At 48.6% G+C, this 20,293-nt stretch carries 17 protein-coding genes; 5 read left to right on the top strand and 12 right to left on the bottom strand.

The window, feature by feature from the left end:
• Positions 1-89 precede the first annotated feature (89 nt).
• The 4 genes from EH243_RS11615 to trmH form a co-directional block, all read right to left on the bottom strand.
• Positions 90-1,118, bottom strand: a complete 1,029-nt coding sequence (locus EH243_RS11615) for a TAXI family TRAP transporter solute-binding subunit (protein WP_126158833.1) — start codon at positions 1,116-1,118, stop codon at positions 90-92.
• 348 nt (positions 1,119-1,466) lie between these two features.
• The gene (locus EH243_RS11610) at positions 1,467-2,840 is read right to left on the bottom strand and encodes a sigma-54-dependent transcriptional regulator (protein ID WP_126158832.1); all 1,374 of its coding nucleotides are present in this window, start codon (positions 2,838-2,840) and stop codon (positions 1,467-1,469) included.
• A 2-nt stretch (positions 2,841-2,842) separates the two neighbouring features.
• A complete protein-coding gene (locus tag EH243_RS11605) occupies positions 2,843-4,915 on the bottom strand; it encodes a sensor histidine kinase (protein WP_126158831.1) in 2,073 nt (690 codons plus the stop codon).
• A gap of 105 nt (positions 4,916-5,020) precedes the next feature.
• Positions 5,021-5,719 carry a tRNA (guanosine(18)-2'-O)-methyltransferase TrmH gene (trmH, locus tag EH243_RS11600; protein WP_126158830.1) on the bottom strand — a complete coding sequence of 233 codons (699 nt, stop codon included), beginning with the start codon at positions 5,717-5,719 and terminating at the stop codon, positions 5,021-5,023.
• 141 nt (positions 5,720-5,860) lie between these two features.
• On the opposite strand from trmH, the gene EH243_RS11595 reads away from it, so the two are divergent.
• Positions 5,861-6,727, top strand: a complete 867-nt coding sequence (locus tag EH243_RS11595) for a prephenate dehydratase (RefSeq protein ID WP_126158829.1) — start codon at positions 5,861-5,863, stop codon at positions 6,725-6,727.
• Positions 6,728-6,854: 127 nt separating this feature from the next.
• Here EH243_RS11595 and EH243_RS11590 read toward each other — a convergent pair whose 3' ends face one another.
• The 8 genes from EH243_RS11590 to EH243_RS11555 all read right to left on the bottom strand — a co-directional run bounded on the left by EH243_RS11590 (position 6,855) and on the right by EH243_RS11555 (position 13,535).
• Positions 6,855-7,745 carry a DMT family transporter gene (locus EH243_RS11590; RefSeq protein WP_206441600.1) on the bottom strand — a complete coding sequence of 297 codons (891 nt, stop codon included), beginning with the start codon at positions 7,743-7,745 and terminating at the stop codon, positions 6,855-6,857.
• Positions 7,746-7,952: 207 nt separating this feature from the next.
• Entirely contained in the window at positions 7,953-8,891 is a 939-nt protein-coding gene (locus tag EH243_RS11585; protein ID WP_126158828.1) for a sensor domain-containing diguanylate cyclase, read from the bottom strand.
• Positions 8,892-9,083: 192 nt separating this feature from the next.
• Complete coding sequence (locus tag EH243_RS11580) at positions 9,084-9,680, bottom strand: hypothetical protein (protein ID WP_126158827.1); 597 nt, start codon at positions 9,678-9,680, stop codon at positions 9,084-9,086.
• 243 nt (positions 9,681-9,923) lie between these two features.
• Positions 9,924-10,133 (bottom strand): DUF3565 domain-containing protein, encoded by a 210-nt coding sequence (locus EH243_RS11575; protein ID WP_126158826.1) that lies wholly within the window; start codon positions 10,131-10,133, stop codon positions 9,924-9,926.
• Positions 10,134-10,268: 135 nt separating this feature from the next.
• On the bottom strand, positions 10,269-10,724 hold the full coding sequence (locus EH243_RS11570; protein WP_164549108.1) for a YbjN domain-containing protein: 456 nt from the start codon (positions 10,722-10,724) through the stop codon (positions 10,269-10,271).
• 381 nt (positions 10,725-11,105) lie between these two features.
• The gene (locus EH243_RS11565) at positions 11,106-12,302 is read right to left on the bottom strand and encodes a winged helix-turn-helix domain-containing protein (RefSeq protein WP_206441599.1); all 1,197 of its coding nucleotides are present in this window, start codon (positions 12,300-12,302) and stop codon (positions 11,106-11,108) included.
• Positions 12,303-12,504: 202 nt separating this feature from the next.
• Positions 12,505-12,855 carry a putative quinol monooxygenase gene (locus EH243_RS11560; RefSeq protein ID WP_126158824.1) on the bottom strand — a complete coding sequence of 117 codons (351 nt, stop codon included), beginning with the start codon at positions 12,853-12,855 and terminating at the stop codon, positions 12,505-12,507.
• A gap of 206 nt (positions 12,856-13,061) precedes the next feature.
• Positions 13,062-13,535: a Dps family protein gene (locus tag EH243_RS11555; RefSeq protein ID WP_126158823.1), complete on the bottom strand. Its 474-nt coding sequence runs from the start codon at positions 13,533-13,535 to the stop codon at positions 13,062-13,064.
• Between the two features lie 513 nt (positions 13,536-14,048).
• Between EH243_RS11555 and EH243_RS11550 the strand changes: the two genes are divergently transcribed.
• From EH243_RS11550 to EH243_RS11535, 4 genes are all read left to right on the top strand, one after another.
• Positions 14,049-15,761, top strand: a complete 1,713-nt coding sequence (locus EH243_RS11550) for a transporter substrate-binding domain-containing protein (RefSeq protein WP_126158822.1) — start codon at positions 14,049-14,051, stop codon at positions 15,759-15,761.
• On the top strand, positions 15,758-17,161 hold the full coding sequence (locus EH243_RS11545; protein WP_126158821.1) for a sigma-54-dependent transcriptional regulator: 1,404 nt from the start codon (positions 15,758-15,760) through the stop codon (positions 17,159-17,161). Before EH243_RS11550 ends, EH243_RS11545 begins: the two co-directional genes overlap by 4 nt.
• Positions 17,162-17,492: 331 nt before the next feature.
• The gene (locus EH243_RS11540) at positions 17,493-18,926 is read left to right on the top strand and encodes an aspartate ammonia-lyase (protein ID WP_126158820.1); all 1,434 of its coding nucleotides are present in this window, start codon (positions 17,493-17,495) and stop codon (positions 18,924-18,926) included.
• A 69-nt stretch (positions 18,927-18,995) separates the two neighbouring features.
• Positions 18,996-20,273, top strand: a complete 1,278-nt coding sequence (locus EH243_RS11535) for a dicarboxylate/amino acid:cation symporter (RefSeq protein WP_126158819.1) — start codon at positions 18,996-18,998, stop codon at positions 20,271-20,273.
• The last annotated feature ends 20 nt before the right edge of the window (positions 20,274-20,293 follow it).

The following is a 20,293-nucleotide window of genomic DNA, read 5'->3' as shown; positions in this document are numbered from 1 at the left end:
AACGATATTCCGTTGACGGTGAACATAGAACGTAAGCCGGGGTCATTCACAGACCCCGACAAGTTCGCTGAAGAGATCAGCGACACTGATTACTCAGCGATAAGATGTGCAGGAATCGTCAGACCCACTTCTTTGTAGTAACGAGCAGCACCTGGGTGCAACGGCAGAGGTAAACCGGCAATCGCTTTTTCAAGTGACATCGCTTTAGTGGCCTTGTGAATACCATTCAAGAATGACAGGTTTTCATAAACCGCTTTGGTTAGCAGATAAACATCTTCTTCTGAAATATCATCACGTACGGCCAAGAAGTTAGGCTGTGCCATGGTGTTGATATCTTTAACCTGACCCGGATAGGTATTGGCTGGAATCACAAAACGGGTCCACAGCTGATAATTACCGTTCGCTTTTTTAATCTGCTCATCGGTAAAGTTCAGCACGGTCATATCGCTACCCAGAGATGCATAAGCACGGGTGATCGCCGAAGTCGGTACGCCTGATGGAATGTTCATACCCACGATGGTGCCGTTTTGCAGTGCATCCGCACTAGGACCATAGCCCATGTAAGCCATATCTAAGCTGTCAGCCTTAACACCTAGGCCACCCAGAATTTGTAGACCTGAACCTTCAGTACCTGAGTTTTTCTTACCGATTGAGAACTTCTTGCCATCCAGTCCCGCTAAGTCATCGACAGTACCGGTTTTCGTCAGATCGGTTTTAATCGCAAACTGCTCAACGTTCTGCCACAACATAGAAACAGAACGGAGGTGTTTCTTCGGACCGCTTTGTGCAAACGCGCCTTCACCATTCCAAGCCCAAGCACCATAGAGGCCTTGTAGGATAGCGAACTGAGCTTCATTTTCGCTCAGCAACTTAATGTTTTCACCGGAACCTGCAGAGTTAATCGCCGACAGCGATACTTTATGTTTAGGTTCGAGTTTTACTTTAGTCAGTGTCGCCAAAGCCACACCGACCGGGTAATAAGTACCACCGGTAGAGGCCGTCGCTAGAATATAAGAGCGGTTTTCTGCGGCCTGTACCATCGTAGTACCGCCCAGAGCGGCACTCAATGTAACAGCAAGGCCAATACCTTTAATCAGAGTTCGTTTACTGCTTTGCATGTTGGATTCCTTCACTCGGGATTTAGAATTTATTGTTAGTGTGCTTCTTTATAAGCAATACCAATGCCAATCAAAGATAAAATATTTAACTCATTGATAAATAAAACTTCTTTATCAATAGGTGATTTTAAAAAGAGACCGGATAAGCAAACTATTGCCTATAGCGACAGCAAAGCATAAGCAACTTTTTGCTTATAACGGGAAATATTGGACGCTTGTGCGACAAAATCCACGACTTAACCTCTGCTTCACACTGAAGTTAAGCACAGTTTTGGGGGAATGGAGGATCAATAAGCAATTTTTTGCTTATGATAGAGAAATAGGGGCGACAAGGTCGCCACAGCGAGCTTATGCTTTACTATCGTCAATAAACTGAGCGCGGTCGATTTGATACTTAACCATTTTTTGATTCAGTGTCCGTCTTGGCAGATCTAGCACTTCCATCACCGCCTTAATATTGCCGTTATGCTGGCGTAACGCATCACAGATCACTTTATATTCAAAATTAGCGACCTGTGCTGCCAGTGGTAACCCGCTGTCCCGCTCACCGCCCATGGGTTCGATCGCCGTTTCCGGATAGATCAGATCCGCCACCGGTAGAGTGTCATCGATCGCATAACGCACGGCGATATTCTTCAGCTCCCTAACATTACCCGGCCAAGGATACTGTTGCAGATTAGTTAGATCCTGTCGGGTAATCGCTCGTAATTCACGACCGTGCTGGGTCGCCGCTTGACGGGCATAGTATTCAAATAACAGCGGAATATCTTCGGTACGCTCACGTAGCGGCGAAAGATAGAGACAGGAGACATTCAGGCGATAATAGAGATCCTGACGGAAATTCTCTTCCACCGATAGATCGGCTTTAGACGCCGCGATAATCCGTAGATCCACCGGCACCTGCTTGTTTGATCCTAACGGTTCAATCATCCCCTCTTGAATGCTGCGCAGGATTTTCACCTGTAAATTGGCCGGCATACTCTCGATCTCATCCAACAGCAGTGTGCCACCATCCGCGTGTTGAAACTTACCGGTACGTTTTTTCGCAGCACCGGTAAAGGCCCCCGCTTCATGGCCGAACAGTTCAGTCTCGATCAAATTTTCAGGAATAGCGCCGCAGTTGATCGGTACAAAGTTACGCTCACTGCGCAGACTAAACTCATGCAGACACTGGGCTACCAACTCTTTACCACTGCCGGTTTCACCATAGATAATGACATTGGTATTCAGTGCCGCATATTTGAGAATATCCCGGCGAAGCTTCTGAATAGAGGGTGAGATACCAATAATCTTACCGTCGATACCACTACGGGATGCGATGTCCTGCTGTAGGCGCAGATTTTCCAGCACCAGCAAGCGTTTTTCACAGGCGCGATTAATGGTTTCGACTAAACGTTCAGGGACAAAGGGCTTTTCGATAAAATCATAGGCGCCATCACGCATCGCGCCGATCGCCATATCCACATCCCCATGGCCGGTGATCAGAATCACCGGCAATTCGGGAATAATCGAACGAGCCTGCTGCATAAACGCCAGACCATCCATCTCCGGCATCTTCACATCACTGACCACCACACCCGGAAAATGCTCATCCAGATGGGTTAGTGCATCGGAGGCTCGGTCACAGGCAATCACATCAAAGCCCGCCATTTCTAACCATTGAGATGTTGATTGACGGATTAGCGGATCATCATCCACCAGCAAAACCTGACCACTCTTCATTATCACTCCTCAGCGTCACTAATTAATGGCAGGGTCACCGTAAAACAGGTACGCCCCGGCTCGCTACTCACGCGGATATCACCCTGCAGATCACGGATGATCGAGCGTATAATCGATAACCCCAACCCCAAACCTTCACCAATCGGTTTAGTCGTAAAAAAGGGTTCAAACAGCTGTGAATGATCGGCTTCTTTAATCCCCGCGCCATTATCCGCCACTTCAATACTCACGGTGGTGCCGTCACTGTGTAGACCGATCGACAACTGTGCTCCACTGACGTCCTGCAGTGCATCACAGGCATTGCTGATAAGGTTGACGAAGATCTGCTCTAGCCGGGCACTATCTCCACTCACCTGCACCTGTAGATCAGTACTCGGATATAGCAGCTCAATATGCTCCCGCGCCATCCGTCCGCGAAATAGGTTAACCACCTGATCGAGCGCTAACACCGGATCGACCGGCGAGAGGTGCTGCGGTTTTTGATATGCAAAGGTTTTCAGTTGCCGCGTGAGCACCGTCATACGACTGATCAGATCATTGATCAACTGAAGATTGCTATCAAGCTGCTCTGTCTCCTGTCGCTCAATCAGTTTCCGACAGATAGCAATATAGGTTCTCAACGCCGTGAGGGGTTGATTTAGCTCATGTACCACCGCGGATGACATACGCCCCAAGGCTGCCATTTTTTCCGCCTGCACCAACTCATCCTGCGCTTCTCTGAGTGCTTGTGTACGCTGCTGCACCTGATGTTCAAGCTCATCATTGGCCTTGCGCAAGGCCCGTTCGAGTCGTTTCCGCTGGGTAATATCGATCACGGTCACGAGATAGTGTTCGGTTGATTCCCGCTTCATCTGTTTAATCGAGAATAACATGGGGAAAATATTACCATCGGAACGCTTGCCCACCGTCTCCATCGCCGTCACCTGAGCAAACCCACGGGTACCTAAACGGCCCAGCACCCGCTTCATCACCCCTTGAAAGACTTCCGGCTCGATCAGTTCACCGATATAGGTACCGAGTATGCGCGGCATAGACACGCCAAACTGCTGCATCGCCATCGGATTAATAAACAGAACCTGCCCCTGACTGTTCAGGGTAATCATCCCCACATGGGCGTTATTAATAATATCCCGCTGACGCGCCTCACTGCGCTCCAATGCCTGTTGAGTTTCCCGCCGGGAGATATGTTTAAGTTGTCGTTCTCGCAAGAGAAAAACCAATAACGAGATAACAACACAGAAAGCGATGGTAAACAGGCTCGCGTTACGCTGAATCCGCGTCACTTCACTCAAATCATTGAAGACCGATACCTGCCAACCTAAATCATCCAAGGTGACGGTTTGTAGGATGCCTTTATTTCCGGTCGCTAACTCAACCAGCGTAATATCAGAACCATCGTAAAGTCGCGACGTTTGCTGTTTAACAAACAGCTCATTCAACTGTTTGCTCGACTGAAACGAGTGACTCGCCATAAGAATATGATTGTTTTGACTAAACAGATACTGACTCGCCTGCTCCAAGCCCGCCTGTAGCAATTCAAGGTCGATCCGAACCGTCGCTACGCCTAGCAGCTCTCGTTCAACATAAACGGGGGCCGAAAGGTACACCGCCCCATCGTTTTGAGCCGTGGGCAGCAACACATGCAAACCCTGTAACCCTTCTAATGCTTGAAGAAAATAAGCCTGCTGCTGATGACTCACCGAATAGAAATTCTGCTGCGCTCGCCAGTGACTAAACGCCTGGGGACGCCCCTCCTCATCCAAAACAAACAGCGCCGTTGTACCGGCCACTAAGTTTGTTTGCTCAAGATAACGGCTCACCCGCGCGGCTTGATCGGACGAAGGGGCTTGTAACAGCTCAGCCACCTCCCGGCTCTGGGACACCAGAAAGGGCAAGTATTGATATTCCGCCAATTCCGAACGGGTTTGGCTGATGATATCTAACAGCTGACTCTCGCCACGCTCCTGTAAGTCATTCAACGCCCAGTTACGCACAAACTGTGTCACCAGTGTCGTGCCTACTACAGATAGCAACAGCATCAGCAAGACAAGCGGGACAAAACGCGGAAACTGCACTCACTCTCTCCGATTATAGGCGTAGGGGATCATGTCAAACGCAGCAAGTAGACAATCCCGAGGCCAAAAAGCCTCTGCGGATAGACTCTGGGTTATTAATACGCACTACCATTGTCGTTTCGCCGCTAGCCCCTCACGGACCGCCTGATACCAGGCCGGCGCATCCTGCAATGCTAACAGCTCATCCAACGGCGGATAGTCCAAGCCTTTTTTATGGCAAAAATCCGCTAGCTCAGGAAAGCTCCACTCAAACAGAGTATCGGTATATTCCTGAGGGTCAAGCCTAGACTGCTCATACAACCCCGCCTTCAGACGTTGGTTCTGCGCCTCTACGAGAATAATGCCCGCCGCGGTCGAGACATTCAGCGAGCCGACCATCCCCATCATCGGAATCAAAATATGTTCATCCGCCAACGCCGCACCAGCATCACTCACGCCATCTTTTTCGGCCCCCATCAACAGTGCGCAGGGAATGGTGAAATCCACATCGCGATAATCAATCGCTCGATCCGAAAAGTGCGCCGCGTAGACTTTCATGCCCTGCGCTTTAGCAACCCCAACCGCTTCATCAACACTGTTATGGTTTTCACTGGCAACCCAACGATCACTACCGCGGGTAGTACCGGTAAACTCATATCCCACTTTCGGGCTCACCGTGTGTATCCGAGAGATACCCACCGCATCACAGGTGCGAATCAATGCCGCAATATTACGCGGCTTATGAACCTGATCCGTGATCAGGGTCAGATCAGGCTGTCGGCGGTTGAGCGTCTGAATAAGTTTAGCGGTGCGTTCCGGTGTCATCGGCTTCTCACATTAAGCTGGCAAAATTAAGCGGGTCAATAAGTTGCGGCCATATTACTGAAAAAATCACGCCCGCTCACTGCAAATATTAAAATCTATGACATAATTAGTGTCTTATTATTTTCATCGACCGGATTCCCCATGTCAGCTACACCCAACATCATCGCGTTTCAGGGCGTCGAAGGCGCCTATTCACACCTTTCCTGTCGCCGAGTTTTCCCTGAAATGGAGGCGTTTGCCTGTGAAACCTTTGTGGAAGCGATGCTCATGGTCGATCAGGGCAAGTCAAAACTTGCGATGATTCCGCTGGAAAACTCAACCGCAGGCCGGGTGGAAGAGATCTATCGCCTCATGCCCAAAAGCCAGTTACATATCATCGGTGAACATTTCGAACCCGTGAATCACTGTTTGCTAGGCGTCAAAGGCGGTTCAATCGAACAACTCAAAACCGTTTCATCACACCCCCAGGCGCTTGCCCAATGTGATGGCCATATCAAACAACTGAACATAGAGCCGATTGCCGGCTTCGATACTGCAGGTTCGGCCTTCGAACTGGCGCAAAACCCAGACCCAAGCCATGCCGCGATCGCATCAAGCTTAGCCGCTGAGCTTTATCACCTAGATATCCTGCAAGACAACTTTCAAGACATTACCGGCAACACCACCCGCTTTCTGATTCTGTCTCGCGAACAGGGCATCCCTGAACGCAAAGCAGACACCGCCTATATCACCTCATTGATGTTTACCGTGCGCAATATTCCCGCTGCGCTCTATAAAGCGCTGGGCGGTTTTGCCACCAACGGTATCAATATGGTGAAACTAGAAAGTTATATCCGTAATGGGCTAACCAAAGGCGCCAGTTTTCATCTGGATGTTGAAGGCCATCCCGATGATCGCATGATGCAGTACGCACTTCAGGAGCTCGCTTTCTTTACCAAAGAGATGCGCAATCTCGGCACCTACGAAGCGCATAACTTTCGTACTCAGAATCAGTTCCTGCAGGAATAAAAGCGCGGTTACCATACGACCAAACCCGATGCCTCGATATTATTAACAATCAAGCTATCGGGCTATAGGGCTATAGGGGTCGAGCCGCTCCTCGGTTAACAACCCCGATGCTAGACCCCGCTATGGCTTACACCTTAGCGGATAGCTTATTCAATTTGGCCACCGCGATTCGCCGGCTATGTATCAAGGTATAACCACCGCTCAAGACGATCAGCAAACTGCCTAGCAGTGTGATCGCATCGGGACTCTCGCCAAATACAAAAATCCCCAAGAGCAATGCAAACAGCAAGCGGGTATAGCGAAACGGAGACACCACCGACACATCCCCCGTACGCATCGCAATGGTAAGTGCGTTATAGGCCAGAACACCAAAAATGATAGCCCCAGCAACCTGCGCTAACGCCACAGGCTCAACATATAAGGCGTCACCGCTATACAGCAGTAGCGCTAACCCAGTAGGTATCAGGACAAAAAAACCATAGACCCCTAACTGCATATTCGACAGTGCCAAGGGTGCCGCTCGAGTGGCAAGGTCCCGCCCCGCAAAACCAAGGGTCGACACGACGGCAAACAATGAAGCCGCTTCAAAACCTTCTAAACCGGGGCGAACAATCATTAACACACCCCCGAAGCCAACCATCACCGCCAACCAACGCTTTAAACCCACTCGTTCGCTAAAGAATAGCGCCGCACCTAGCATGGTGATCAATGGGGTGGCCTGAAGAATCGCCGAAGCATTCGATAAGGCTGTCAGGGTGATCGCGAGGGCAAAGCTCATACGCCCAACCACTTCGCATATCGCCCGTAGCAATACCGGCCGGGACAGAATCGCCGGATGGAAAACCGACTCGCCTCTGCGCCATGTTAGAAAGATAAAAATCAACATGCCCCCCAGCCCAAACAGCATTAAAATTAAACCGATGGCGATCGTGTTAGCGGCGGCTTTCACAAACATATCCTCAACAGCGAATGCAGCCATGGCTATCACCATAAAAATACTGCCTCTAGCATTGTCCAAACAACTTCTCCTTTCGATACTTCATCGCTATTGATGCGTATTAAACTCGTTTAAATCGATATGCTCTTCAGCAACAAAACCTAAAACTAATATTGATATACAGTGACGGCGAAGCCGGCTGATAGGGGTAACATGCTCTACCCAATCGTTAACGAACACCCTTTGAGCTGCCCGTTGACCAGTAGCAAAATGAAGACGGGGTTGATACTAACGTTGCAGCGCTTCAGGATGGCTAAACAGTTCAACTTTATTTCTCCCGCTCTCTTTCGCTCGATAAAGCATGCTATCGGCCAAACTAATAAGCTCACGCTCATTACTGTCTTTCTCGGGGACACTCATTGCCAGTCCAATACTGGCCGTCAGATAATCATCGGTGGGCGATCTCTCGTTGGGGATACCCAATGCAACTATTTTTGCCAACAGTTCATTTGATAACCGTTCAGCCTGCTCTAAAGGCGTATCAGCCCAGATCAAAGCGAACTCTTCGCCGCCATAGCGAGCACAGATATCACCGGGACGGCAGGCAAACTTTTTAAGCAGTTTGCCAATCTTAATTAAACACTCATCGCCAATCTGGTGTCCATAGTGATCATTGAGTAATTTGAAATGATCTAAATCGACAATCGCTAGACAGATAGGTTTATTAAGTCGCAAGCAGCGGCGCCATTCATTATGCAAAAACTCATCAAAAGTACGGCGATTAGGTATATCAGTCAGTCCATCAAGCCGCGCAAGGTTACGCACTTCCTCTTCAGCTAACTTCCTTTCGGTAATATTTTGATGGGAAATAACGAAGTAGTCCCTATTGGACATTTTTAACGCCGTAACACGCATTGTGAACCAGCGTTTCTCATCGATGCTATGACAGGGATATTCAAAATAAAAGAACGGCGCTTCTTTACTGATAACGCTTAAAATACCCTTTTTCGCCTGAATGCCAAAATCATCCCCCATAACGGACGCTTTATCGCACTCTTCGATGTAGTTCACTCCACGCCAGTCATCGCTAATAGCACAGGCGTTACTATCACCAAACTCAGACCAGCTTTTATTGGTATATTGAATAATGCCGTTACCATCGATCACCACGATGTGTTCTGTGATCGAATCTAGGATTAGACTTAAAGCTTCATACGAATTTTCCATAAGCCTCTTCCTCAACGGCGAAAGCAGCCATAGTCATCACCACAAAAATACTGCCTTCAGCACTACCCAAGTAACACCTTCAAAATAACCACACCATAACGATGGCTAAAATAACGTCTACCGAAAACTAACCGTCATACCTACCGGCGTACCGTGACCGCCTTTAACCTTTTTTAAAAAATAACACAGAATCTATCCCGGTAGCTGAACATTCAAGCTTTTGAGTAAAAAGTAATAGGACGTTATCGTCAGCACACCGAAGCCCGCCACAATTAAGGCCCGATACTTCATGCCATGACGGTGGTGTAACGCTCGATTTTTATGTGCCGTCACATCCATCATCTCATCCCCAAAATAGATCGATAACAGTGTCCCTGCAGCACTCAACATCAAGATGCACCAGTAAGGATAAGGCACTGTCAAAATATGTTTTAACAACTGTGTTAGATAGGTCAGATCGTAGGCATCTGAACCGGACAGCAGCATAAAGATATTAATCCCTAATGCGACAAACCATAGCACCACCTGTGTGATGGACATCTTAATACCGAATAATAAGCGAATGGGAAAAGCGAGAATAAATCCGCCATCGGCCACCGGCGTGCAGAGCACAAAGAAGGTCCAGCTTAACAATGCCACCGCAAAACCCGTCGAGGCATCATACTTCCAGCTCATGTACAGAAAGTAGGCCACCAGAATAAAAGCCAACAACAAGAACTTTAATAGCACCTCGACATGCGTCTCATGCTTAATATTAAAATCAGGGGATTCAGGTTTTACCTTAAGCATACTAACTCCATGTTTAAACCCTATTGATCAGAAAAGAGCCCCTAACACTCGGCCGCTATGGCAGCAGGCCCGTTGAAAGAGGCCGAACACCTGCCAGATTCATTTGCACGACAATCTTACGGGATACCATCATCGCTAGGCTAATCATTAAGGCTCAAATCATCAGCAGACAAGTCGAAGATACTCTGCAACACCCCCTTTTGACAAACACCCATCTGGTGACGGAGGAAAATACAGACAGGTTTAAGCCAAAGAATCTTTAGGCTCACCTAGGTCACACTTCTTACACTGCAAGCAGGCGCCAAGTTTCCCAAGGCGCCCCGCTTCTGTGACCACCCAAGGCCGATTAATAAAGGGGGGTTTATGCCTCACGTGTTGAAAATGACCGCACTGTAATTCAGCTACCCAGTCATCTTCTTCATCCTTATGGAAACCGGTGATTGCTTGAATCATAAATATCTCTGCACTAGTCAAACAGTTATCGCCACAGTATAGAAACGGATAGGCAAAAGAAAGGGGCGCCCTTAAGCGCCCCTATCAAACAGAAGAACCTTTCAGCGCAACTGTTAATACGGTATAGCCGTTAAATTAACTATCATCATGCTCAATGATAAACTCTCTAAAATGCTCAACAGAACCGACAAAGACCTTAAAGAATTCAGTGACATTTTCTACCGTTAAGCCACCGTTGGCTAGCAGGTCGGCTTCAAGCACAGGGTCACGATCTGAATCTAAATAAGCCCGAGACAGACGCTTTGTTCTATTCCACGAATTAATATCCCGATACGAGATGCTGGTACCACCGATACCATAATAAGCCTGAAGATCACCATCATCCTGGTTGAACAGCATGTATGTCCGTCCATCGATCTTAACTCTTATAGAACCATCATCAATTTTCTTAACGGCTCCATAACCTTCACCTTTCATGATTCGAACCAATTCAGAATCTGAAAAACGATTAGATAATGCGGAATCCGCAAACGCTTGTAGCGGTAACAACAAGCAAGCAACGATTAGCAGTGTCATTCGACGTAACTTCATCTTATCTCCATTGTGGCTCATGAGAGTTTTTAGACCGGCCAAAGAGCCAATGACGAGCCTAATGTTTTGAATAAACACTTACATTTCTGCCGCCAGAATCGGTGACTAAAAGAGAGGTATCTATGGGAGGGTGAAATAGGGCTCAACCTTTTTCATCCATGAAACATCTTGATAAAGCATACCCTTACAATCCCTGAGCAGCTTAGCTGATGATATCCTTATCACTATGGTTTTTAAATATTTGCAGGGGTTTATCCCCGCATAAAACGGATTTAATCCGCTCACAATGTTACGCGAAGGAAACAGTACCACTCTGATATATATCAATTAACCTTTTATATGCCCTCAATTAACACTCGCAATACCAAAACCTCGCAGCCCTTAGCTTGTCAAATCCTCAACCACCCGCAGCAGTGCGGGTTTTAACTTGGCAGGGCTAATACGACCGAGACGTAGTTTCTGGCAGCCATTAAATTGCAAAAATGCAGCTAACTCCTGACGTAGCGCTAAAAACAGAGCATCCGTATTCGAAACCGATGGCTCCAATACCAAATGATGAATATGCAGCAATGATTCACCCCTATTCACCTTGCAGTCCATACGCGCAACGAGCTTTCCATCCCAAAGCAGCGGCAACGAAAAGTAGCCATAGCGACGCTTAGCCTCTGGCAGATAACATTCAATGAGATAATCAAAACCAAACAACGCCTTCATTCGTTTCCGCTGAATCAGCAGATTATCAAAGGGTGACAGTATCTTTAGTTTACGGCGAGCTAACGGTTTATTGAGCAATTCCAGTGAGGCCGATGAGGTGTAATAGCATTGACCGGCAACACTCACCTGCAGCAGTTCTCCCGCTGACAGCATCTCCTTCAATGTTGCCGTCACAAGTGGCTTAACCCCATTCAGTAAATAGGCGATCTCAGCCGGTTGAGCTAACCCGTTGGCCCGTAAATAGCGGTTAATCAAAAAACGAGCGTACTCTTCGGTATCAGGCATTCGAGTATCGATATGACTGGGCAGTACCCGCTCCGTCAGATCATAAACTTTATGAAAATTAATACGCCGTGGCACCATTAAATCACCCTGCATAAATAGCGATTCTAGTGCTCTTTTGGCGGGCTTCGTTTTCCATTCACCCAGTTTTTCACCGGGATAATCGAAGTCCTTCGCCATTAAAGGCCCTTCAGCCGCAATGCGTTGCAGCACCAAAGCCATCATCTTTTCATCTCGCTCATACCAGTGTTTCTGTACACCCGTGGCAAGTGCTTGCTTACGGGGCAAACTAAAGCGAAAGTCACGTAACGGCAAATAAGCCGCCGCATGGGACCAGTACTCAAAGATCTGCTGCTCGGCTAGAAGTTGTTCAAGGTGTGAAGGGTTATAACGGGGGTTACGATTCCATAACGTATGATGATGGGCGCGCTGCACCACTGAGATCGTATCGATTTGAATATAACCAAGGTGTTCGATTGCCGCTAGCGTTGCCGCGATAGCATTACCTTGACGAGTTGGAGGTAGCCGTTGCGATAACAGCACCAATTTTCTCGCTTGCTGAGGGGAAAGTGATTCAATCATAGAGGCCCGACATCAAAAGTCACCAGCATCTTCGTTCAGAAATATATAGACCACTGTGTGATTACTTTTGCTCTTAGCAAGCTTGCGCCAGCGTCGTAATGGTTGCCGAATGTTAGCGCTAAAATCCCACGTCATCAGCCTGAACCCCATCACCCATAGGGTGATGGGCGATAGGATTACTCAGCGAAATCACAGGAAAGTGTTACTCAAAAACCGGCGCATCAAAATCGGCGCTCTCATCGGTATAGGCGGTAACAATAGCATCCTCGACTAAGCCGGTGTCTGCTTGAACCTGGGTTTCAAAAAACTGTTGAATCTGTTTTCTTCGACCATGGGCTGACCAAGCAGCCGCATCTTGCCAAATTTCATTAAATACGATGGTGTATTCATTGTTTGTCGCACTGGGATGAACGATTTGACGGGTCACCCGATATTGAACACAGCCTTCTTCACGATACGCATCCGGTTCCAACGCTTTTAACACCTCAAACAGCGCGGCTTCCTTACCCTCTTTCGGCTTAAATTGTGCTAACACATACACTCGGCTCGACATTCGTTTTCCTCAATATTTCTATCAGTGGCTTAAAGGTTTGTTTATATGGGTAGTATCACACAAAACGCTATGAGGATTGCAGTGCTTTTATGAGGGGTCGTTGCTTAACGCCTAAACAACGGGAAACGGGAAACGGGAAAATAGAATAACAATATCGCAACCCACTATAGCGGGTTGCGAATCATCATGTTCAGTTGAAAAGCATCTTATGCTTTTTTGGTTGCTCTTAACATCCAAGCGGTTTTTTCATGTAACCGCATACGATCGGATACCAGAGAAGCGGTTGATTCGTCATCTGCATCTTGCGCAATCTTCAACACTTGACGGGATGTTCTGATGACCTGCTCGTGACCTTTGGTCAGCAACTCGACCATCTCAGCAGAGCTAGGCACACCCTCGACCTCTTCAATGGAGCTGAGTTTAGCGAACTCTTTATAGGTCCCCGGTGCTGGCACATCTAGTGTCCGAATACGCTCCGCAATATCGTCGACGGCGATCGCCAATTCGGTATACTGCTCTTCAAACATCAGATGCAGTTCACGAAACTGCATGCCCGTGACATTCCAATGAAAATTATGTGTTTGTAGATACAAGGTGTAAGAATCGGCCAATAAACGTTTCAAACCATCTGAAATGGCGGTGCGATCCTGTTTGCTTATACCAATATCTATATCAGTCATTTTATGTCCTCATCTTTAAAGTGTAATGACATGACTCGGTGGCTAGATGTGGTGTTGTTAAAGCGACAACCACCTAGCGCCGGACGACTCATTTCAGCGTTTTATCTAAAATGAGATATTCCTCAGTTCGGGCACCCTGTGCCGTCCCTGCCTGCACAGTTAAATAACCGCTGTGCTGATATACTATTATTAAATGCCTTTCCCCCTTCCATGTCGAGCGACTCTCATGCTTGAATCGCAAGTGATTCATTAACTATTGATCCTGATCCTATGTTTGCCCCTAACATGACGTCTGGCTAATTCTTCGTGCTTATTTGAAAGCCCGTCAATCTCCACAACCAAATCACGATCATAGGCAGGTAGCGTGGCTATCCAGAGATCCTAGATAAAGGTTATGCTATGCAATACTTAAATCGTGGGCCATTTAAATCTATTAGTTAGTCGCTAGTCGCCACACATAGTTCATTAAGCTAAGCCCTTAACTTAATCTGAAATGAAGCCAAACAAGCCTATATGACTCTAAACCGCATCACTGCCCTGCTCTATCGGCTCCCCTTACGGCTCATTGGCCTAACAACGCTTTTGTTGCTGAGCATAACGGTTCAAGCCCGTTCAACTGAGAATAGAGTCATTCAGATTGGTGGCGATTATAACTATCCACCGTATGAGTTTATCAATGAAGATGGTGAACCGGACGGTTACAACACGGAACTCACCCGAGCGATCGCTGAAGTCATGGGTATCAATATTGAAATCACCCTTGGCGACTGGGACAGCATGCGCAAGCGGTTTGAACAGGGTGATATCGATACCATGCAGGGCATTATCTATTCAGTCGATAGAGCCAAAAAATATAGTTTCTCGCCCCCCCATGCCATCGTTCACCAATCGATTTTTGCTCGTAAAGGCACCCCTAAAGTCAACCAACTAGCAGAACTTAAAGGCCACGAAGTCATTGTTCAACGTGGTGGCATCATGCATGACTATTTACAACAAAATAATGTCGGAGCCCACTTAATCCTAGTCGACACCCACACCGCCGCCCTGCGTTTACTCGCCTCCGGACAACACGATTACGCCTTGGTAGCCAACCTGCCCGGGCTCTACCTAGGCCAAGAGCTCGAACTGTCTAATATTGTGCCGGTTGGCAAACCATTCGGCGCACAACATTATGGTTATTCGGTCATGAAGGGTAACGAGGACCTTCTCTCTCAATTTAGCGAGGGGCTAGCCATCCTGAAAAACACCGGACGTCAGCAAGCGATCTATGATCGTTGGCTAGGCCCACTGGAAAACGCCGGGTTGCCGTGGAAAAAAATTGGTCAGGCCGCGGCGATTATTTCGGCGTTACTCTTACTGATATTGGGCGGCATCGTCATCTGGAACCGGATGCTAACCCGACAGGTCAGTCGCCGTACCCAAGAATTAAAATTACAGCAACAGCAGCTGCTGCAGGCTGATAAAATGACATCCTTAGGGATACTGGTGTCAGGGGTGGCACACGAAATCAACAACCCTAGCAGCTTACTATTGCTTAATCTGCCGGTGTTAAAAGAAGCTTATCAGGATGCCGAAGAGATTCTCGAAAACCATTACCAGACCAACGGTGATTTCATCATGGGCGGACTAAACTACAGTCGCATGCGCGATGAAATCCCCCCTATGCTCGATGATATGTTAGCGGGCACCCAGCGTATTCGACGAATTGTCGATGACCTACGGGACTTTGCCCGTCAAGGTCCGGCCGACCTTAGCGAAACGGTGGATCTCAATGAGGTACTCGCGACCGCTATTCGCTTAGTGGATAACACCATCCGCAGCTCTACCGATCATTTCAGCGTCACCTACGGCACCCACTTACCGCCGTTTAAGGGCCATGCACAACGTATTGAACAGGTGATTATCAACTTGATCGTCAATGCCTGTCAGGCGTTAGATTCAACCGATCAGAGTATTACAATCAACACCTCTTATCGCGCCAAAGATAACACCCTCTGTCTAGCTATTCAGGATCAAGGTTGCGGCATCGAGGCGGACAATATCACCCGTCTGAGTGACCCCTTCTTCACCACTAAACGGGAACAGGGCGGCACGGGGCTTGGCCTATCGGTTTCGGCGAGTATCGTACAAGAACATGGCGGCAATCTCGTCTACGATTCCACCCCCCACGAGGGAACCCTTGTTACCCTGCTCTTACTCGCAACTCCAAGAGACGTTTACCTATGAATAACAATCGTTACCCTAGCTTTGGCGTATTACTGGTTGATGATGAAGCCTCTTTTTTACGCAGTCTCAGCATCGCCCTCGAACGCCTCGGAGGGATCAACAATATCTATCGCTGCGACGATAGCCGCCAAGTAATGGATATGATCGCCCGCGAACCGATCGGGTTGGTACTGCTTGATCTCACCATGCCCCATCTGTCTGGCGAAACCTTGTTACAACAGATCGTCGAAGAACACCCTGAAGTAGGCGTTATTATCATTAGCGGCCTAAACCAACTGGAAACCGCCGTAAAGTGTATCCGCCTTGGCGCCTATGATTACTTTGTTAAGACTACCGAAGAGGGACGACTGATTGAGGGGGTGCGACGGGCGATCCAGTTACAGGAGATGCGTCAGGAAAGTCAGGCGATGCGCCAACGGTTTCTCACCGACACCTTAGAGCGCCCCGATGTATTCGCCGATATTATCACCCAAGACAAAGGCATGCGTTCGGTATTTCAGTACCTCGAATCTATTTCTACCAGTAGTCAGCCGGTGCTGATTACGGGGGAAAGCGGTGTGGGTAAAGAACTGATCGCCAGAGCCATTCATACCCTGAGTAACGGTAATGGGGCACTCGTCAGTGTCAATGTCGCCGGACTCGACGACAATGTTTTTGCCGACACTCTATTCGGGCATCAACGCGGCGCCTTTACCGGGGCCGATAGCACAAGGGCTGGGATGATTGAACAAGCGGCTGGCGGTACCCTGTTTCTCGATGAGATAGGGGATCTCAGCCTACCGTCGCAGGTTAAGCTTCTGCGTCTGCTACAAGAGGGGGAATACTACCCACTGGGAAGCGACCGGCCAAAACGAATACGCGCGCGAGTGATTGTCGCCACCCACCAAAATCTAGACGCTAAGCAACAATCCGGCGAGTTCCGTAAAGATCTCTACTACCGCCTACGTATCCATCAGGTAACTATTCCCCCGCTGCGACAGCGTAAAGGTGATATCGCCCTATTATTGGAGTACTTCCTGACCGAGGCCGCCGATGAACTCAATAAGAACAAACCCACCATCCCCAAAGAGCTACCCGTGTTATTGGCTAACTATGAGTTCCCGGGCAATATCCGTGAGCTGAGAGCCCTAGCCTATGATGCGATGAGCCAACACCGGTCCCGCATGCTGTCGATGGAGGTATTTCGCCGCGTGTTGAGTCAAGAGATACCCCAACCCGATACGGATCTCACTAAACCCCTGTTTAATCCAGACCAACCTCTCCCCACCTTACAGGAAGTCGGTGAACTCCTGGTTGAAGCGGCGATGGAACGCGCTCAAGGTAATCAATCATTGGCTTCTCGCTTACTCGGCATATCCCAACCAGCCCTCAGTAAACGATTAAAAAAACAACAGCCTTAACCCGCGATAGCCACACCATCAAATCAACTCTGATCATCCCCGAAACCGCCTAGTATCAACAGGCGGTTTCGGCCCAGCTCAAACCCCTATAACCAACGTCACCTCTATAACCACCAGAAAATCATATAACCATCTGATTTATAATAACTTATTGCTTTTATCAACAGATAATCATTCCTTTAGTTATACCCCTTTACGATCAACAGCCCACCCAAACAACTTGAAAAAACGCATTAAATACAATGTGTTATATAAAAAGCACACTATTGGCACTCTACCTGCTTAGTAATACGCTCTATAGATCACAATAAAAATCCACGAGGGTAACAACATGGCTGACACCATACAGGTACAGCAACAAGCAAACGGACGTCGCGAGAAAGACCTACTCGGTGAAGCACTCGTGCCATCTGATGCCTATTATGGGATTCAAACTCAGCGAGCACAGAAAAACTTCGACCTCAGCGGCGTTCACGTTAGCCACTTTCCGCAACTCGTGGAAGCACTCGCGCTGGTCAAATTAGCCTGCGCCAAGGCCAACAATGCGTTGGGGTTGCTCGATGATACAAAGACCTCTGCCATCGAAAAAGCGGTCAAAACAATCCTCGCGGGTGAATATCACGACCAATTTGTGGTGGATATGATTCAGGGCGGTGCCGGTACATCCACCAATATGAACGCCAACGAAGTTATCGCTAATATCGCGCTCGAACAGATGGGCCATGCCAAGGGCGAATACCGTTACCTGCACCCCAACAATGACGTCAATATGTCCCAATCGACCAATGATGCCTATCCAACGGCGGTTCGATTATCCATTCTGTTAAAACATGGCGTGTTGGTGAAAGCCCTATCATCTCTGCGTGATGCCTTCGCCGCCAAGGGTGACGAATTTGCCGATGTCATCAAAATGGGCCGCACTCAGCTACAGGATGCGGTGCCGATGACACTAGGCCAAGAGTTTAAATCCTTCGCTAGCACACTCTCGGAAGATATCGACCGTATCGCCGGACTGTCTGAACTACTCAAAGAGATCAACCTCGGGGGTACCGCCATCGGCACCGGTATTAATACTGATCCTGAGTACGCCAAAATGGCGGTCAACCATCTTTCCGAAATCAGTGGATTCGAATTCAAACGCGCCTCTGATCTAGTCGAAGCCAGCTCGGATATGGGGGCCTTTGTGTTGTTCTCCGGCATGCTGAAACGTCTGGCGGTAAAACTCTCCAAAATATCCAACGACCTACGTCTGCTGAGCATGGGGCCTCGTTGTGGTCTGTCGGAAATTAACCTACCGGCCCAACAGCCCGGCAGCTCCATCATGCCCGGCAAGATCAACCCGGTGATTCCCGAAGCGGTGAATCAGGTGGCCTATCAGGTTATCGGCAATGATCTTGCCGTCACCATGGGGGCGGAAGCCGGCCAACTGCAGCTTAACGCAATGGAGCCGCTGATCACCTATAACATTCTTGAATCGATTCGCATGCTGACTCAAGCGATGGATATGCTGAAAAACCGCTGTGTGCGGGGGATCACGGCTAACCGAGACCGCTGCCAAGAGTTGGTTGACCAGAGTATCGGTATCATCACCGCCGTGGTGCCTTACATCGGCTATGAAAACTCTACTCGCATAGCCAAAGCCGCCCTTGAAAGCGGCCGAGGCGTACTGGAACTCATCAGAGAGGAAGAGCTGATGAGTGAAGACGCGCTACAGAACATTCTCAAACCGAGCAATATGATTAACCCACAACGTCGCCACCACTAAGTTTAGCTAACGACACAAGCCTAACGCGCCTAGGCGCCAATCAAATAACTATATAAAGAGATAAGACTTATGCCTAACACTAAAACGAATGATAGCCGCGCAGGATTCTGGAGCGGTCTAGCCCTGTGGAAAAAGATTCTCGTCGGTATGGTGCTCGGTGTCGCCGCCGGCGCCATCATGGGGCCGGATGCGGAGATGCTCAAACCGATCGGCACCCTCTTTATCAATGCGATTAAAATGCTCATCGTACCGCTGGTCTTTTGCTCTCTGGTGGTCGGTGTTACCTCCATGCAAGACACCCGTAAAATGGGTCGCATCGGTCTAAAATCAGTGGTGCTTTATCTCTGCACCACGGCAGCCGCGATCACTATCGGTCTAGGTCTAGCCACCATTTTCACCCCAGGTGAAGGGCTGAATATGGCGATTACCGATACCACCGTTGTCGCCAAAGAAGCGCCAACACTGGTGCAAACCCTACTCAACATGATTCCTAAGAATCCTGTCAGCGCTTTAGCGGCCGGCAACATTCTGCAAATTATCGTATTTGCACTGGGATTAGGTATCGCACTGACCCTCAGCGGTGAAAAAGCTGAACCGGCCATTAAGCTGTTTGAAAGCCTTGCCGAAGCGATGTACAAACTGACCGAAATGGTGATGAAATTAGCGCCTTACGGTGTATTCGGTCTGATGGCTTGGGTATCCGGTAAATACGGCATGGACATTCTGCTACCGCTGATCAAGGTGATTACCGTTGTCTATATCGGTTGCCTGATCCATGTATTGGTTTTCTATACCGGTATGATCAGCATACTCGGCCGACTCAACCCTATTCCTTACCTGAGAGGCCTGCTCAACCCAGCGGCCGTCGCCTTTACCACCACCAGTAGTTCTGGCACTCTGCCGGCCACGATTAAAGCCGCACAGGAAGAGATGGGCGTTTCTAAAAGCATCTCTAGTTTCGTACTGCCGTTAGGCGCAACCATTAATATGGATGGCACCGCTCTCTATCAGGGTGTTTGCGCACTCTTTATCGCTCAAGCCTTTGGCATTGATCTGGCGTTCTCGGATTATGTACTGATCGTGATGACGTCCACACTCGCCTCTATCGGCACCGCCGGTGTTCCGGGTGCGGGTTTGATCATGCTGTCACTGGTGCTGACCACGGTTGGCTTACCTATCGAAGGCTTGGCGATTGTCGCCGGTATCGACCGTATCCTCGATATGGCGCGTACCAGTGTCAATGTCTGTGGCGACCTGATGGTCTCTATGCTGGTAGGCAAAAGCGAAAATGAGTTAGACGAGTCTATCTACAACAAACCTACTGAAGCGGATACCGCCCGTATCTAAATCAGCTGCGTAAATACAAT

This window comes from Amphritea opalescens, assembly GCF_003957515.1.
Lineage (GTDB): Bacteria > Pseudomonadota > Gammaproteobacteria > Pseudomonadales > Balneatricaceae > Amphritea > Amphritea opalescens.
The sequence above is the reverse complement of the archived record's forward strand: the minus strand, read 5'-3'. Positions and strand labels throughout refer to the sequence as shown.